The sequence below is a fragment of the Subtercola sp. YIM 133946 genome (assembly GCF_036553535.1).
In the GTDB taxonomy this organism is placed as follows: Bacteria; Actinomycetota; Actinomycetes; order Actinomycetales; family Microbacteriaceae; genus Subtercola.
Genome location: NZ_JAZHPE010000035.1, coordinates 1 through 16,457 on the forward strand (window position 1 = coordinate 1; position 16,457 = coordinate 16,457).

Consider the following 16,457-nt stretch of genomic DNA (forward strand, 5'->3'; position numbering starts at 1 on the left):
CCGCTACTCAACCAGCGTTCTTCGCGAGTTCGCTGGTTGAGTAGCGACGCGCTGCGTCGCGTATCGAAACCCTTCCGCATGGGGTGGCTTCGATACGCGTGCCTGCGGCCCGCTACTCAACCAGCGTTCTTGACGAGCCAGCTGCGGATGCTCGTGGTGTACTTCTCGGGGTCGTAGTTCCAGAGGCGAACGTGCTTCGCCACCGAGAACGGCACCAGCGTCACGAGGTCGGGGCGGGCCTCGGCCAGCCGGCGCGACGCGGTCGACGGCACGAAGCCGTCGTCGTCGCTGTGCAGGATAAGCACGGGCCAGCTCACCTCCGACGCCCGCGCCACGAAGTCGAGCCGTTTGAAGTCGATCGGCTGCGACTGGCCCGTGATCGGCCGGCCCACCTCGGACCCGATCGTGGCCATCACCGCCTTCGAGATCGACGTGGGCAGATGGTTCAGGTGGCCCTGGAAGACGATGGTGTCACTCCACGCCACCACCGGCGAATCGAGCACGACGGCGCGCAGGTACTGCCTGCTGGCCGAGCGGGTGGCCGCCTGCAGCACCGTGGCGCCGCCCATCGACCAGCCCATCAGAACGATGTCGGTCGCGCCGTGCTCGACGGCGAAGGTCATCGCCGCGTCGACGTCGTGCCACTCGGTGTCGCCGAGGGCGTAGCGGCCGTCGGCGCTCGGCGGCGCCTCGCCGTCGTTGCGGTACGAGACCTGCAGCGTCGTGTAGCCGAGTTCGTGGAACAGCGGCAGCGCGCGGATGGTCTCGGCCCGCCGCACTCCCCTGCCGTGCACCAGGATCGCCCAGCGCGAGGCGGGCGTGGTGCCCTCGGACTCTGCGGCGGCACCGGCACCGGCACCGGCTTCGGCACCGGCGCCGGCGCTGCCGGCCTCATCGGCGCTCGTAGCCCGCGGCTCGGCCGGAACGAGCCAGGCCGGGGCCGGGCCCAGCTCTGTCTCGACCTCGACATCGTGCACGTCGAGCCCGAGTTCGCGGGGGTCGAGGTAGTACCAGCTGCCGAGCCGGCACCAGCGGGCATCCTGCAGCTCGCCGTAGTCGACGCTCTCGAGCGTTCGCACGACACGGCCGTCGGCGACCGACCGGATGCCGCCGATGCGGGCGTGCCCGGTGCCGTTGGCGAACCACAGGCTGTACCGGCCGGCCACCAGCGAGTCGGCCGAGATGCCGAGCGTCACGGTGCCGGCGTCGAGGTCGACGCCGTAGACCCGCAGGTTCTCGGTGGCCGAGTCGGTGGGAATCACGACCGAGCGTGAGAACTTCGCCGTGACGAAAGCGGCGGTCGCAGTGGCGGCGGCAGCGACACCGCCGACCACGATGGCCGAGATCACCCAGGGGGCGACGACCTCGCGCTTCAGATGTTCTGTGTCGAGCTGGCTGCGGTTCGTCATGGCCACACTTTTGCACATCTTTCGAAGCGATTCGCTGCCAATCGCTCCACAGCGCGGTACCACGGGGGCGAAACGGCGTGCCTTCCCAGCAGACACACAAAAAAACCCTAGTCTGGCGACGTGTCTGATTCCCCCTTCAGCCCAGCGTTGCCTGCGGCCTTCGCCGCGGCGCTGGGTTCGCTCCGAAAGGCGACGACCCGGCCCGAGCTCGTGGTGAGCGAGATCGCCTCCCCCGCCAACCTGGCGCCGTACTCCATCGCCCTCAGCGCCGACGTCACGCCGCTGCGGCACGGCTCCGATTCAGACCTCGGCACGGGGCGCTTCATTCTGCTCTACGACCCCGAAGAGCCGCAGGCCTGGGGTGGTCCGTTCCGCGTGGTCTGCTTCGTTCAGGCGCCGCTCGAGACCGAGATCGGGCTCGACCCGTTTCTCGCCGAGGTCACCTGGTCGTGGCTGATTGATGCTCTCGACGCTCAGGGGGCAAACTATTCACATGCTTCGGGTACAGCAACAAAGATCATCTCGTCAGGTTTCGGTGAGCTCGCCAAGCAGGGCGACGGTGCCCAGATCGAGCTGCGCGCGTCATGGAGCCCGGGAGACGCTGACGTGAAGTCGCACGTCGAGGGGTGGGGAGAACTGCTCTGCATGCTCGCCGGCCTGCCGCCGGTGGCCGAGGGGGTCAGCCTGCTGTCGACGAAACGCACTGCCCGTGACTGATGCGCTGCCCGCGAAGGGCGCGGCGCCGCGGGTCGTCATCGACACGCACGACGCCTACCTCGAGGCTGTGCGGCAGATCTCGGGCGGAACGGGGCCGATCGCGATCGACGCCGAGCGGGCATCCGGATTCCGCTACTCGCAGCGGGCCTACCTGATTCAGCTGTACCGCCGCGGCGCCGGCACCTTTCTGTTCGACCCGCCGCCGATCGGGGCGTTCACCGAGCTCTCGAAGGCGATCTCGGGCGAGGAGTGGGTGCTGCACGCCGCCAGCCAAGACCTGGCCTGCCTGCGCGAGGTGGGGCTCGCGCCGACCCGCATCTTCGACACCGAGCTGGGCGCGCGGCTGCTGGGCATGCCCCGCGTCGGGCTCGGCACCGTGGTCGAAGAGCTGCTGGGCATCCATCTGGCCAAGGAACACTCGGCGGCCGACTGGTCGACCAGGCCCCTGCCGGCCTCGTGGCTCGAATACGCAGCGCTCGATGTGGAGCTGCTGGTCGACCTGCGCGACGCGATGGAGAAGCTGCTCGCCGAGCAGGGTAAGACCGAGATCGCGAAGCAGGAGTTTCAGGCCACGCTCGTCAAAGAGGGCAAGCCGCCACTCGCCGATCCGTGGCGCCGCCTCACCGGCGTGCATTCGCTGCGCGGAGCGAAGAGCCTCTCGGTCGCACGCGAGCTGTGGTTCGCCCGAGACGAGCTGGCCCGCGCGACCGACATCGCGCCCGGCCGACTGGTGCCCGACCTGTCGCTGACGGCGGCCGCACGCGCGCTGCCGGCCTCGAAGCGCGATCTCGCCGCCATGCGCGACTTCACGGGGCGGGCGTCACGGTCTGAACTCGACCGGTGGTGGAATGCCATCGAGGCCGGCCGGGCATCCACCAGCCCGCCGCAGCTGACCCGCGCGACCGACACGCTGCCCCCGCCGCGCGCGTGGGGCGACCGCAACCCTGAGGCGGATGCCCGGCTGAAGGCTGCACGGCAGGCGCTGCTGGCACTGAGCGAAGAGCAGCTGATTCCGCTCGAGAACCTGCTCACGCCCGACCTGCTGCGCCGGGTGGCGTGGACTCCCCCGCCGCAGCTCAGCGCAGAATCGATCGCCGCGGCCCTGCAGGGGCTCGGGGCGCGGCCGTGGCAGATTGAGCTAACCGCACAGCCGATCGCCCAAGCCTTTGTAGAAGCCCACCAAAAGCTCCTCGACGCCGCCGAAGACGAATCGTAGGAAGAATCAAACGATTTCGGGGGGTTTCGGGGCGTGCCTAGGATCGTACCGAACTTACCCCGGGAGGTATGAGGCACAGTGGCCGAAAAAGCTGAAGTCGTATTCGTAGATGGCGTTCGCACCCCGTTCGGGCGTGCGGGCGAAAAGGGAATGTACTGGCAGACCCGCGCCGACGACCTGGTCGTCAAGGCGATGCTCGGCCTGCTCGAGCGCAACCCGAACGTGCCGAAAGACCGCATCGACGAGGTGGCCATCGCCGCCACCACCCAGACGGGCGACCAGGGTCTCACCATCGGCCGTACCGCGGCTCTGCTCGCCGGGCTGCCGAAGTCGGTGCCCGGCTTCGCCATCGACCGCATGTGCGCCGGCGCGATGACCGCCGTCACCACCACCGGCAGCGGTATCGCCTTCGGCGCGTACGACCTCGTCATCGCGGGCGGTGTCGAGCACATGGGCCACCACCCGATGGGGGCTGGCGCCGATCCGAACCCGCGGTTCGTCTCGGAGCGGTTGGTCGACGCCGAGGCGCTGAACATGGGTAACACGGCCGAGCGCATCCACGACCGCTTTCCGCAGCTGACGAAAGAGCGCTCAGACCACTACGCGCTGCGGTCGCAGCAGAAGGTCGCCGCGGCCTACGCCGCCGGCAAGATCCAGCCCGACCTGATTCCGGTCGCGACGCGCAGTGAGAACGGCTGGGGCCTGGCCACCATCGACGAGGCTCCGCGCCCCGAGACCACGATGGAGGGGCTCGCCACGCTGCGCACCCCGTTCCGGCCGCACGGCCGCGTCACCGCCGGCAACTCGTCGGGGCTCAACGACGGCGCGACCGCCGCCCTGCTCGCAAGCGGCGACGTCGCCAAAGAGCTCGGCCTGGCCCCGAAGATGACCATGGTGAGCTTCGCCTTCGCCGGCGTCGAGCCCGAGATCATGGGCATCGGCCCGGTGCCGTCGACCGAGAAGGCCCTGAATAAGGCCGGCCTGTCGATCACCGACATCGGCCTGTTCGAGCTGAACGAGGCCTTCGCCGTTCAGGTGCTCTCGTTTCTCGACCACTTCGGCATCGACGACGACGACCCCCGGGTCAACGAGTATGGCGGCGCCATCGCCATCGGCCACCCGCTCGCCTCGTCGGGCGTGCGCCTGATGAACCAGCTCGCGGCGCAGTTCGCCGAGCACCCCGAGGTGCAGTACGGCCTCACCGCCATGTGCGTGGGCCTCGGCCAGGGCGGCACCGTGATCTGGGAGAACCCGAACTACGACCGGAAGGCGAAGAGGGCCCGCCGCTGAGGCAGGACCAGACACCATGACGAACACTGTGCCAACCACCTACGCTGACATCGACTTCTCCGAGCTGCTCGCCTTCTCGGCCGACGAAGTCGTCACCCACTCCTACGTTCGCGACGTGAAGCTTGCGAGCGGCAAGACGCTCGCCCTCGTCACGCTCGACAATGGCCGCGACCACACCCGCCCGAACACGCTGGGTCCGCTCACGCTCGTCGAGTACGGCGAGACGATGGATGCTCTGAAGAACCGTGCCGCGGCCGGTGAGATCGACGCGGTGGCCGTGACCGGCAAGCCGTTCATCCTCGCCGCCGGTGCCGACCTGAGCAAGGTCGGCGACGTCTCGTCTCGCGCCATGGCGCTGCAGATGGCCCAGCTCGGCCACTACACGCTCTCGAAGCTCGGCGAGACCGGCGTGCCGTCGTTCGCCTTCATCAACGGGCTCGCGCTCGGCGGTGGCGTCGAGATCACGCTGGCGGCCGACTACCGCACCATCGATGCGTCGGCTCCGGCCGTGGCGTTTCCCGAGGTGTTCCTCGGCATCATCCCCGGCTGGGGCGGCGCGTACCTGCTGCCGAACCTGATCGGCATCGAGAACGCGCTCAACGTCATCATCTCGAATCCGCTGAAGAACAACCGCACACTGAAGGCGAACGAAGCGTTCGAGCTGGGCATCGCCGATGCGATCTTCAGCCCCGCGAACTTCCTCGAGGAGTCGCTGCTCTGGGCCGACGGAGTTCTGGGCGGCTCGATCACCGTCAAGCGCCCGAACGTGCCCGGCAAGATCGAGCGCATGGTGAAGTGGGATGCCGCGATCGGCATCGCACGCAAGACGCTCGAGAGCCGCATCGGCACGGTCGCGAAATCTCCCTACGCCGCCCTCGAGCTGCTTCGTGCGGCGAAGTCGGGCACGAAGGAGGAGGGGTTCGCGCGTGAAGACGAGGCGCTGGCCGACCTCGTCGCGGGCGACCAGTTCCGGGCATCCATCTACGCCTTCGATCTCGTGCAGAAGCGGGCCAAGCGGCCGGCGGGAGCACCCGACAAGAAGATCGCGAAGCCGGTCACGAAGGTGGGTGTGATCGGTGCGGGCCTCATGGCTTCACAGTTCGCCCTGCTGTTCGTACGGCGCCTGCAGGTGCCCGTGGTCATCACCGACCTCGACCAGGGCCGCGTCGACAAGGGGCTCGACTACATCCGCGGCGAGATCGCCACGCTGCTGTCGAAGGGCCGCATCTCGCCCGACGAGTCGAACAAGCTCAACGCGCTCATCACGGGCACGACGAACAAGGCCGACTTCGCCGACGCCGACTGGGTGATCGAGGCCGTCTTCGAAGAGCTGAGCGTGAAGCAGGATGTCTTCGCCGACGTCGAGCAGTACATCTCTGAGACTGCAGTGCTCGCCACGAACACCTCGTCGCTCTCGGTCGAGCAGATCGCCTCGAAGCTGAAGCATCCCGAGCGGGTCGTCGGCTTCCACTTCTTCAACCCGGTGGCCGTGATGCCGCTGATCGAAGTGGTCAACACGCCGCAGACCGACGAGGCCACGCTGTCGACCGCGATGGTCACGGCAGCCAAGCTGCGCAAGAACGCCGTGATCACCCGCGACACCCCTGGTTTCGTGGTCAACCGCATCCTGGCCAAGCTGCTGGGCGAGGCCATGCACGCGGTCGACACCGGCACGCCGTTCGAGGTGGTCAACACGGCGCTGGCGCCGTTCGGGCTGCCGATGACGTCGTTCGAGCTGCTCGAACTCGTCGGGCTCAAGGTGGGCGCGCACGTGCTCGACACCCATCACGCCGCCTTTCCCGACCGCTTCTTCGAGAGCGAGAACCTGCACAAGCTCGCCGAGCACGGCAAGATCTTCGACCGCGACGCCAAGGGCAAGATCAAGGGCTTCGACAAGACGGCTGTGGCGATCGTCGCCGGTGGCACAACGCCGATGACAGGTGAGCAGATTCTGCGGCGCGTCGAAGACGGCCTGGCCGACGAGATCCACCGCATGCTCGAAGACGATGTGGTGCACGCCGCAGAAGACATCGACCTCTGCCTGATTCTGGGCGCCGGATGGCCGTTCCAGATGGGTGGCGCAACGCCCTACCTCGACCGGGTCGGCGCCTCCGAACGCGTGTTCGGCGACACCTTCCACCACCCCCGCGTCACGGGCGTCGCCTAGATCGCCGGTCGAGTAGCCCGGCCGTGCCGGGCGTATCGAAACCAGCCGAGCGCCAGGGTTTCGATACGCGGGCCACGTCGTGGCCCGCTACTGCACCAGCGCAATAGTGTGGGTGCATGGCCAAGACCCAGTACTACGTTGCCTCGACGCTCGACGGCTTCATCGCCGACTCCGATGACAAGATCGACTGGCTGCTGCAGTTCGGATTCGAGGCCTATGAAGCGCACTACAACGCCTTCCTGACCGAGGTGGGCGCGCTCGTGATGGGCTCGGCGACGTACCAGTTCATTCTCGACGAAGAGCTGCAGGCGTGGCCCTACGGCGACATGCCGATCTGGGTGCTGACCAGCCGCGAGCTGCCGACGGCCGAGGGTGCGAACATCCTGTTCAGCCAGGAGAGCATCGAGGCCGTCGCTCTGCGTGCGCTGGCGGCCGCGGGCGGCAAGAACGTGTGGATCGTCGGCGGCGGAAACGTGGCCGCTCAGTTCGCCGAACGGGGCCTGCTCGACGAGCTGCTCGTGAGCATCATGCCGATCGTGCTGGGCAGCGGAAAGCCGCTGCTGCCGATCACGGTCGATCCCCTGCGCCTGGTGCACACCGACACCACGCAGTTCGACAGCGGCGCCATCGGCCTCTCGTACCGCATCGAGGCGACCCGGGCCTGAGCTGGCGTCAGCCGAGCTGGCGCGACTCGTCGTCGCTGGCGCTCGACTCGCTGAGCGGGCGCGCGATGGGGATCTTGCTGCCCAACACCTGGGCGACTACGTCACGCGCGATGTGCTGCGGGGTGAGGCCGGCGTCTTCGAGTATCTGCGAGCGGCTGGCGTGGTCGAGAAACTGGTCGGGCAGGCCGAGCTCGGTGACGGCGGTGTCGACACCGGCGTCGCGCAGGTCTTGACGGATGCGCGTGCCGATGCCGCCCACGCGGATGCCGTCTTCGAGCGTCACCACGAGCCGGTGCTTCGCTGCGAGGTCGATCAGACTGCCGGCCGTCGGAACGACCCAGCGGGGGTCGATGACGGTGGCTCCGATGCCCTGGGCGGCGAGCCGCTCGGCGACCTCGAGCCCGAGCGAGGCGAACGCGCCGACGGTGACGAGCAGCACATCGTGCTGTGCGGCTTCGCGCAGAACATCCACGCCGTCGTCGGTGCGGCGCACAGCCTCGATATCAGGGCCGACGGCGCCCTTCGGGAACCGGATGACCGTGGGAGCGTCGTCGACGGCCAGGGCCTCGGCGAGCTCTTCGCGCAGCCGGGCGCCGTCGCGCGGTGCCGCGAGGCGGATGGTGGGCACGATCTGAAGGATGGCGAGATCCCACATGCCGTGGTGACTGGGGCCGTCGGGGCCGGTGACACCGGCGCGGTCGAGCACGAAGGTCACCCCGGCGCGGTGCAGCCCGACATCCATCAGCACCTGGTCGAATGCCCGGTTGATGAACGTCGCGTACAGAGCGACCACGGGGTGCAGGCCGCCGAAGGCCAGCCCGGCCGCGCTGGTCACGGCGTGCTGCTCGGCGATGCCTACGTCGAGCACCCGCGACGGAAAGCGTTCGGCCATCTTATGCAGGCCGGTCGGGCGCAGCATGGCCGCGGTGATGCCCACGATCTTCGGGTTCTTCGCGGCCAGGGCGGCGATCTCGTCGGAGAACACTCCTGTCCACGAGGGGCCGCCGTCGGCGCCGCCGATCGGCTCTCCCGTCTCGGGATCGATCTGACCCACGGCGTGGAACTGGTCGGCCACGTCGGCGCGGGCGGGCTCGTAGCCCCGCCCCTTCTCGGTGATGGCGTGCACGATCACCGGCTGGCGGTACTCCTTCGCCTGGTGCAGCGCCTGCTCCATGGCGTGCACGTCGTGTGCGTCGACCGGGCCGATGTACTTGATGTCGAGGTTGGAGTAGAGCGCCTCATTGTTGGTGAGGCGGGCGAGGAAGCCGTGAGTGCCGCCGCGGATGCCGCGGTAGACGGCGCGGCCGGCGGCACCGAAGTGGCCGAACAGCCGTTCGCTCGAGTGGTGCAGGTCGCGATACCCGGCGGCGGTGCGCACCGAGTTGAGGTAGCGGGCCATGCCGCCGATGGTCGGCGCGTACGAGCGGCCGTTGTCGTTGACGACGATGACGAGGTTGCGATCGTTGTCGTCGCTGATGTTGTTCAGCGCTTCCCACGTCATGCCGCCGGTCAGGGCGCCGTCGCCCACTACGGCCACGACGTGCCGGTCGGCCTGGCCGGTCATCACGAAGGCGCGCGAGATGCCGTCGGCCCAGCTCAGCGAGCTCGACGCGTGCGAGCTCTCGACGACGTCGTGCGGGCTCTCAGAGCGCTGCGGATAGCCGGCGAGCCCACCGCGCTCGCGCAGGCGGCTGAAGTCCTGGCGGCCCGTCAGGAGCTTGTGCACGTACGACTGGTGCCCGGTGTCGAAGACGATCGCGTCGTGCGGCGAGTCGAAGACCCGGTGGATGGCGATGGTCATCTCGACGACGCCGAGGTTCGGCCCCAGATGCCCCCCGGTCTTCGACACCTCGGCGATCAGGAAGCGGCGAATCTCTGCCGCGAGTTCGATGAGCTGCTCGTTCGTCAGACGATCGAGGTCTCTGGGCCCAGAAATCTGTTCGAGGAGGCTCATTTTTTGAGTCTATTCGACCGGACTGAAAAGTTCCGCGCGCTGGACACGCGCCCGCCGGTTGAGTAGGCACGCGCAGCGGGCCGTATCGAAACCCTCCGGCGCGGGGGTTTCGATACGTGTCGCTGCGCGGCACTACTCAAGCGGCGATGACGGTTACGCGGCGGTCACCAGCGAGCGCAGCACGTACTGCAGGATGCCGCCGTTGCGGTAGTAGTCGGCCTCGCCGGGCGTGTCGATGCGCAGCACGGCGTCGAACTCGATCGGCTGCCTGCCCGCGGGCGAGTCGTCGGTCGGCGTGGCGGTGACGTGCAGGGTCTTCGGCGTGCGGCCCTCGTTGAGCTCGTCGACGCCCGAGATGTCGAACACCTCGGTGCCGTCGAGGCCGAGCGAGTCGGCCGACTGGCCGGCCGGGAACTGCAGCGGCAGAACGCCCATGCCGATCAGGTTCGAGCGGTGGATGCGCTCGAAGCTCTCGGTGATGACGGCCTTCACGCCGAGCAGCGAGGTGCCCTTGGCCGCCCAGTCGCGCGACGAGCCGGAGCCGTACTCCTTGCCGCCCAGGATCACGAGCGGGATGCCCTGGCTCTGGTAGTTCTCGCTGGCGTCGTAGATGAACGACTGCGGGGCATCCGGAAGCGTGAAGTCGCGGGTGTAGCCGCCCTCGACCCCGTCGAGCAGCTGGTTGCGCAGACGGATGTTCGCGAACGTGCCGCGAATCATCACCTCGTGGTTGCCGCGGCGCGAGCCGTACGAGTTGTAGTCTTTACGGTCGATGCCGTGGCCGGAGAGGTATTTTCCGGCCGGGCTGTCGGCCTTGATGTTGCCCGCGGGGCTGATGTGGTCGGTCGTCACCGAGTCGCCGAGCTTCGCCAGCACCCGGGCACCCGTGATGTCGCTCACCGGCGTGGTCTCGATGGTCATACCGTCGAAGTACGGGGGCTTGCGCACGTACGTCGATTCCGCATCCCACTCGAAGGTCGGGCCGGTCGGGGTGGGCAGCGAACGCCAGCGCTCATCGCCGTCGAAGACGCTCGAGTACTCGTGCGTGAACATTCCGGTGTTGATCGAGCTGTCGATGGTCTGCTGCACTTCGGCCGCGTCGGGCCAGATGTCGCGCAGGAAGACGTCGTTGCCCTCGGTGTCTTGACCCAGGGCGTCGGCCTCGAAGTCGAAGTTCATTGACCCGGCCAGTGCGTAGGCGATGACCAGCGGCGGAGATGCGAGGTAGTTCATCTTCACGTCGGGGCTGATGCGACCCTCGAAGTTGCGGTTGCCCGAGAGCACCGCGGTCACGGCGAGGTCGTTCTTGTTGATCGCGTCGGTGACCTCTTCGATGAGCGGGCCCGTGTTGCCGATGCACACGGTGCAGCCGTAGCCGACCGTGTAGAAGCCGAGTGCCTCGAGGTCGCCCGTGAGGCCCGCCTTCTGGTAGTAGTCGGTGACGACCTTCGACCCGGGGGCGAGCGTGGTCTTGACCCAGGGCTTCGAGGTCAGGCCCTTCTTGACGGCGTTTCGGGCGAGGAGTCCCGCGGCGAGCATCACCGACGGGTTCGACGTGTTGGTGCACGAGGTGATCGCCGCGACCGCGACGGCGCCGTGGTCGATCGTGTAGTTCAGGCCGTCGGGCGTGGTGACCGCCGTGGGCGCCGACACGGTGGCCGGGGCGTGGCTGACGTGGGCGTGCGACACCTCGTGGGCACGGTCTTCGTCTTGCGCCGTAAAGCCGATGGGGTCGGATGCCGGGAACGAACCCTCGATCGCCGCGTCGACCCGCGACAGGTCTTGTGAGGCGTAGTCGTTGAGGTCTTGCTCGAACTGCTCTTTGGCGTGGCTCAGCTCGACGCGGTCTTGCGGACGCTTCGGGCCGGCGATCGACGGCACGACGGTCGACAGGTCGAGTTCGAGGTACTCGCTGAACACGGGCTCGACGGCCGGGTCGTGCCACAGGTGCTGCAGCTTGGCGTAGGCCTCCACCAGCGCGACCTGCTCGTCGCTGCGACCGGTGAGGCGCAGGTAGTCGAGCGTGACCTCGTCGATGGGGAACATCGCCGCGGTCGAGCCGAACTCGGGGCTCATGTTGCCGATGGTGGCGCGGTTCGCAAGCGGCACCTCGGTGACGCCTTCGCCGTAGAACTCGACGAACTTGCCCACGACACCGTGCTTGCGCACCATCTGCGTGATGGTGAGCACCACGTCGGTGGCGGTCACGCCGGGCGGAATGGAGCCCGAGAGCTTGAACCCGACGACCTTCGGGATGAGCATCGACACGGGCTGGCCGAGCATGGCCGCCTCGGCCTCGATGCCGCCGACGCCCCAGCCGAGCACGCCCAGGCCGTTGACCATGGTGGTGTGCGAGTCGGTGCCGACGCAGGTGTCGGGGTAGGCGCGCAGCACACCGTCGACCTCTCGGGTGAAGATGACGCGCGCCAGGTACTCGATGTTCACCTGGTGCACGATGCCGGTTCCCGGCGGAACGACCTTGAAGTCGTCGAAGGCCGTCTGGCCCCAGCGCAGGAACTGGTACCGCTCGCCGTTGCGCTCGTACTCGATGTCGACGTTGCGCTCGAGGGCGTTCTCGGTGCCGAACAGGTCGGCGATGACCGAGTGGTCGATGACCAGCTCGGCGGGGGCCAGCGGGTTGATCTTGGTGGGGTCGCCACCGAGGGTGCCGACCGCTTCGCGCATCGTTGCGAGGTCGACGATGCAGGGCACGCCCGTGAAGTCCTGCATCACCACGCGGGCGGGGGTGAACTGGATCTCGGTGTCGGGCTCGGCCGTGGGAACCCACGAGCCGAGGGCCTTGATGTGCTCGGCCGTGATGTTCGCGCCGTCTTCGGTGCGAAGCAGGTTCTCGAGCAGCACCTTGAGGCTGAACGGGAGTTTCTCGTACCCCGGAACGGTGTCGAGACGGAAGACTTCGTATGACTCGTCGCCGACCTTCAGGGTGTCTTTCGACCCAAAGCTGTTTACTGCAGACACGTACGTCTCTCCTTCGCTCGGTACGTCAATCTTCTTGCGCCGGGGTACCCGTGGCTAGCAAGGCTGCCCTTACCTGAGCCGGGCGCCGCCGCCGTCAAAGTATCTCGACGTCAAGATAACTTTAGCACCCTCACTCGCGATCGACGACGAGCCCGTGCCGTTTCGCGAAGCGGTAGTAGATCTCGATTCCGCCCGCCCCGAGCAGCCCGATGCCGACCACGTAGGCGAGCCAGCCGAGCGAGTCGACCTGCAGCATGAAGAAGCTCTGCGCGAACGGCAGCAGATAGGCGAGCACGAACGCGGCGCACATCGACGCGACGAGGATGACGCGGGGCCGCGACAGCGGGCGGGCCAGCACCGAGACGATCCAGAGCGACACCATGAACAGCGCGATGGTGGCCAGGCTGCGCGCCTCGACCTGCGGCAGACGATCGCGCATCGGCGCGTAGGCGGTGAGGCACGCCGTCGCACCGATGAGGCCGGTCGGCACCGAGAACTTCAGCACCCGCGGCAGCACACCGGCCCGGTAACGGCGCCTGTTCGGCGCCAGGGCGAGGAAGAACGACGGCACCCCGATCGCCAGCACCGACACCAGGGTCAGCTGCCGCGGCAGGAAGGGGAACTCCCACGCGAAGATCGCCGTGAACAGCGCCAGCACGATGCCGTAGACGGTCTTCGACAGAAAGAGGTTCGACACCCGCTCGACGTTCGCGATCACCCGCCGCCCGAGCATCAGCACCTCGGGCATGCGGTCGAACCGGCTGTCGAGCAGCACCAGCCGCGACACCGCGCGGGTGGCGGGGGTGGCGTTGCCCATGGCGATGCCGAGGTCGGCGTCTTTGATCGCCATGGCGTCGTTCACACCGTCACCCGTCATCGCCACCGCGTGGCCCTCGGCCTTCAACAGGGTGACCATGCGCTGCTTCTGCTCGGGAGCCACCCGGCCGAAGACGTTCGTGTGCGAGAGCGCCTCGGCGAGGGCGTCGTCGCCGTCGAGCAGGCTCGCGTCGAGCGCCTCGTCGCCGAGGTTCAGCTTGCGTGCGATCGAGCCCACCGTGTGCGGGTTGTCGCCCGACACGATGATGACCCGCACGCCCTCGGCGGCGAAGTAGGCCAACGTGTCGGCCGCCTCGGGCCGCAGCGTCTCTTCGAGAATCACGAAGCACACCGGGCTGGCCTCGCGTACGCGGTCGGGTGCGTCGACGAACTCGGCCGGAGCGACCTCGCAGCGCGAGAGCACCAGGGTTCTGCGCCCGCTCGAGGCGATCTCGTGGGCGGCGGCCAGGGCATCCGGATGCCCGTGCAGCAGCCGCTCGGGCGCGCCCAGCAGCCACGTGCCGCTCACCAGATCCCCGCCCGCACCATCGGCCGGCGCCCCGCTCAGCCGCACCGCACTGAACGCGCGGAACGAGCTGAACGCGAGCCGCTCGTCGACCACAGCGTCACCGAGGTCGAACTGGTTGGCCAGCGCGCGCGAGGTCGCGTTGCCTGCGTCATCGGTCGACAGCGCCGCCAGCGCCACCCGGGCGGGCGCCAGGTCGTCGGCCCTGCCGGGCAGCTGTTCGAGCCCGTGGAACCCGATCGTGCCCGTGGTGAGGGTGCCGGTCTTGTCAAGGCAGAGCACGTCGACGCGGGCGAGCACCTCGACGGCGGCGAGCTCCTGCACCAGCACGTTCTGTCGCGAGAGCGAGATCGCCGCGACGCCGAAGGCGAGGCTGGTGAGCAGCACGAGCCCCTCGGGGATGATGCCCACCACGCTCGCGACCGCGTCGATGAGCGCTTGCCGCCAGCTCTGGTCGTTCGGGTCGGCCAGCGCCGCGAATCCCCCGTAGGTGGCGATGCGGCCGAACACGATGACGATGATCATCGGCACGAGGATCCACGACAGGTAGACCAGGATGCGGTTGGTCGCCGCCCGCAGCTCGGAGTGCACCAGGCTGTGCCGCTTGATCTCGGCCGTCAGTCTGCTGGCGTACGAGTCGGCGCCGACCGCGACCACTCGCGCCTCGGCTGTGCCCGACTGCACCAGCGATCCCGACATGAGTCGGTCGCCCGGTTGCTTCGCTATGGGGTCTGACTCCCCCGTCAGCAGCGACTCGTCCATAAACAGCGCCGTGGTGACCAGCACCTCCGCGTCGGCCGTGATCTGGTCGCCCGGCCGCGCGATCACGAGATCGCCGAGCACGACCTCTTCGGGCCGGATGACCGAGACGACGCCGTCTCGGCGAACCGCGGTCTCGGGCGCCGCGAGCAGCGCGAGCCGGTCGAGCGCGCGTTTGGCCCGCAGCTCCTGCACGATGCCGATGAGCGCGTTGAACACGACCACGCCGTAGAAGAAGCCGTCGCGCAGGTCGCCGAGCAGCAGCACGGCGACGAAGCACACCGTGAGGATGCCGTTGAAGAACGTGAAGACGTTCTCTCTGACGATGTCGCCGAGCGACCGGGAGGTGGGTACCCGGGTGACGTTGACCTGCCCGTTCGCGACGCGCTCGGCGACCTCGGCGCTGGTCAGGCCCTGATCGGCCACCACGGTCATCGGCCTGGACGCCCGCTCAGTCGCGGCCGGTGCCGGGCAGGCCGCCCGCCGGGTCGGTCGACGCACTCGTGTCGGTCGACGCGCTCTTCTGGTGGCCGAACGCCGCCCGCACCAGCAGCCAGGTGACCCAGAGCATGGCCGCATACAGCGGCACACCCAGCAGCAGCTTCACCGAGGCCAGCGCCTCGGCGTTGCCCGCGAGGTAGAGCGGGCCCTCGACCCCGAGGCGGATGGCGAACAGGCCCACCCAGCACCAGGTCGCGATCAGCACGACACGGAACTTGGCGGCATCGGTTCGCCAGCCCACCGCGTCGCCGGTCAGCACGCCCACGATGAGTCCGATGAGGGGCCAGCGCGCCACGATGGAGACCAGCAGCACCACGATCGACACCGCATTGATGATGAGCCCGGGCAGAAAGTTGTCTTCGGCCTTCCCGGTGACGAGGGCGAGAGCGGCCGAGATGCCCACGCCGACCAGCCCGACGACGGCCGGCATGACGGGGCTGCGGGTGACGAGGCGCACGATGATGAACACCACCGCCACCACCAGCGGCGCGATGACACTCGGCGTCAGATCTCTGGTGACCGTGTAGATGACCAGGAACGCCAGCCCGGGCAGGATCGATTCGATGAGCCCCCGGATGCCGCCCATCGCCCGGAGCAGCGAGTTCGCCGTCGGGGTCTCGCCGGGCGCCACCTGGCCGATGCCCGAGCGCCGGGCCGCGGCCGCGAACGCCTCCGACAGGGTCGGATTCCGTGGCTGCTCGGGCTCGGGGTCGCCGGCCATGCCGTTCTCCGCCATGCGCTAGATCGCGGTCGTCGCCGAGGGCCCGGCGGTGGTCTTCGGAATGCTCAACGGGATCAGGTCGCGCGGCGGCATCGGGGAGTTTCCGCGCACCACGACGACGCTGCGGAACAGCTCTTCGACGGCGGCCTGCGCGTCATCGCTCGTCATGGCGTCACCCGCGATGACACCACGCAGGAACCAGCGGGGCCCGTCGACGCCGATGAAGCGGGCGAGGCGTGAGACCGGCTTGCCGTCGGGGCCGACGGCCGGAACCTCGGCGACCAGCTCGGGGCCGAAGGCGCCGTCGCGCTCGGTCAGTGAGCCGCCCTGGCCGGTGATCTGCTGGCGGATCTGCTCACGGATGTCGTGCCACAGCCCGGTCGACCGGGGTGCGGCGAACGCCTGGATCTGCAGCGTCGAGCCGGCGAAGTCAAGGCCCACGGCGACCACGCGCTGGGTGCCCTCCTCCACCTCGAGGCGCAGCTGCAGGCCCTCCCGCGGCAGGATCTTGATTCCGCCGAGGTCGACGTACGGGCGGGCCGGGTTGGCTTCGTCGGCGTCGAACGGGCCGTCGGTGGCGCGGTTCTCCGGCGCCGACTTCGCGTCGGGTGCGGGGGCGTCGCCGCGGGTGACCTCGAGTTCTCCGGCGTCGAGCTCGGTGGCATCGACGATGTCGGCCGCGTCGGCCAGTTCGCCCTCGGCGCCCTGCGCCTCGAGCGCCGCCAATTCTCTCTTAC

The 16,457-nt window shown here is 68.5% G+C and carries 11 protein-coding genes; 5 read left to right on the plus strand and 6 right to left on the minus strand.

The window, feature by feature from the left end; genetic code table 11:
- Positions 1-116 precede the first annotated feature (116 nt).
- Positions 117-1,409: an alpha/beta hydrolase family protein gene (locus V3W46_RS11750; protein ID WP_331783307.1), complete on the minus strand. Its 1,293-nt coding sequence runs from the start codon at positions 1,407-1,409 to the stop codon at positions 117-119.
- Positions 1,410-1,529: 120 nt separating this feature from the next.
- Here V3W46_RS11750 and V3W46_RS11755 point away from each other — a divergent pair, with 120 nt between their 5' ends.
- The 5 genes from V3W46_RS11755 to V3W46_RS11775 all read left to right on the plus strand — a co-directional run bounded on the left by V3W46_RS11755 (position 1,530) and on the right by V3W46_RS11775 (position 7,464).
- Positions 1,530-2,126, plus strand: coding sequence for a DUF3000 domain-containing protein (locus V3W46_RS11755; protein WP_331783308.1), 597 nt, complete (start codon positions 1,530-1,532; stop codon positions 2,124-2,126).
- Positions 2,119-3,342, plus strand: coding sequence for an HRDC domain-containing protein (locus V3W46_RS11760; protein ID WP_331783309.1), 1,224 nt, complete (start codon positions 2,119-2,121; stop codon positions 3,340-3,342). The genes V3W46_RS11755 and V3W46_RS11760 overlap by 8 nt, the downstream gene beginning before the upstream one ends.
- Before the next feature lie 78 nt (positions 3,343-3,420).
- Entirely contained in the window at positions 3,421-4,632 is a 1,212-nt protein-coding gene (locus V3W46_RS11765; RefSeq protein WP_331783310.1) for a thiolase family protein, read from the plus strand.
- Between the two features lie 16 nt (positions 4,633-4,648).
- Positions 4,649-6,799, plus strand: a complete 2,151-nt coding sequence (locus V3W46_RS11770) for a 3-hydroxyacyl-CoA dehydrogenase NAD-binding domain-containing protein (protein ID WP_331783311.1) — start codon at positions 4,649-4,651, stop codon at positions 6,797-6,799.
- A gap of 116 nt (positions 6,800-6,915) precedes the next feature.
- Positions 6,916-7,464, plus strand: coding sequence for a dihydrofolate reductase family protein (locus V3W46_RS11775; protein WP_331783312.1), 549 nt, complete (start codon positions 6,916-6,918; stop codon positions 7,462-7,464).
- Between the two features lie 7 nt (positions 7,465-7,471).
- On the opposite strand, the gene dxs is transcribed toward V3W46_RS11775, so the two are convergent.
- The 5 genes from dxs to V3W46_RS11800 form a co-directional block, all read right to left on the minus strand.
- Positions 7,472-9,418 (minus strand): 1-deoxy-D-xylulose-5-phosphate synthase, encoded by a 1,947-nt coding sequence (gene dxs / locus V3W46_RS11780; protein WP_331783313.1) that lies wholly within the window; start codon positions 9,416-9,418, stop codon positions 7,472-7,474.
- A gap of 153 nt (positions 9,419-9,571) precedes the next feature.
- Positions 9,572-12,397, minus strand: coding sequence for an aconitate hydratase (locus V3W46_RS11785; protein WP_331783314.1), 2,826 nt, complete (start codon positions 12,395-12,397; stop codon positions 9,572-9,574).
- 130 nt (positions 12,398-12,527) lie between these two features.
- Complete coding sequence (locus tag V3W46_RS11790) at positions 12,528-14,933, minus strand: HAD-IC family P-type ATPase (protein ID WP_331783315.1); 2,406 nt, start codon at positions 14,931-14,933, stop codon at positions 12,528-12,530.
- A 16-nt stretch (positions 14,934-14,949) separates the two neighbouring features.
- A complete protein-coding gene (locus V3W46_RS11795; RefSeq protein ID WP_331783316.1) occupies positions 14,950-15,720 on the minus strand; it encodes a DUF3159 domain-containing protein in 771 nt (256 codons plus the stop codon).
- An 18-nt stretch (positions 15,721-15,738) separates the two neighbouring features.
- A complete protein-coding gene (locus tag V3W46_RS11800; RefSeq protein WP_443069978.1) occupies positions 15,739-16,410 on the minus strand; it encodes a DUF3710 domain-containing protein in 672 nt (223 codons plus the stop codon).
- Positions 16,411-16,457 lie beyond the last annotated feature (47 nt).

What these genes read in the sequence shown, in the direction of transcription:
- dxs (WP_331783313.1), bottom strand. Translation starts at nt 9,418, where the DNA reads ATGAGCCTCCTCGAACAGATTTCTGGGCCCAGAGACCTCGATCGTCTG.
- V3W46_RS11770 (WP_331783311.1), top strand. Translation starts at nt 4,649, where the DNA reads ATGACGAACACTGTGCCAACCACCTACGCTGACATCGACTTCTCCGAG.
- V3W46_RS11790 (WP_331783315.1), bottom strand. Translation starts at nt 14,933, where the DNA reads ATGACCGTGGTGGCCGATCAGGGCCTGACCAGCGCCGAGGTCGCCGAG.
- V3W46_RS11795 (WP_331783316.1), bottom strand. Translation starts at nt 15,720, where the DNA reads ATGGCCGGCGACCCCGAGCCCGAGCAGCCACGGAATCCGACCCTGTCG.
- V3W46_RS11750 (WP_331783307.1), bottom strand. Translation starts at nt 1,409, where the DNA reads ATGACGAACCGCAGCCAGCTCGACACAGAACATCTGAAGCGCGAGGTC.
- V3W46_RS11775 (WP_331783312.1), top strand. Translation starts at nt 6,916, where the DNA reads ATGGCCAAGACCCAGTACTACGTTGCCTCGACGCTCGACGGCTTCATC.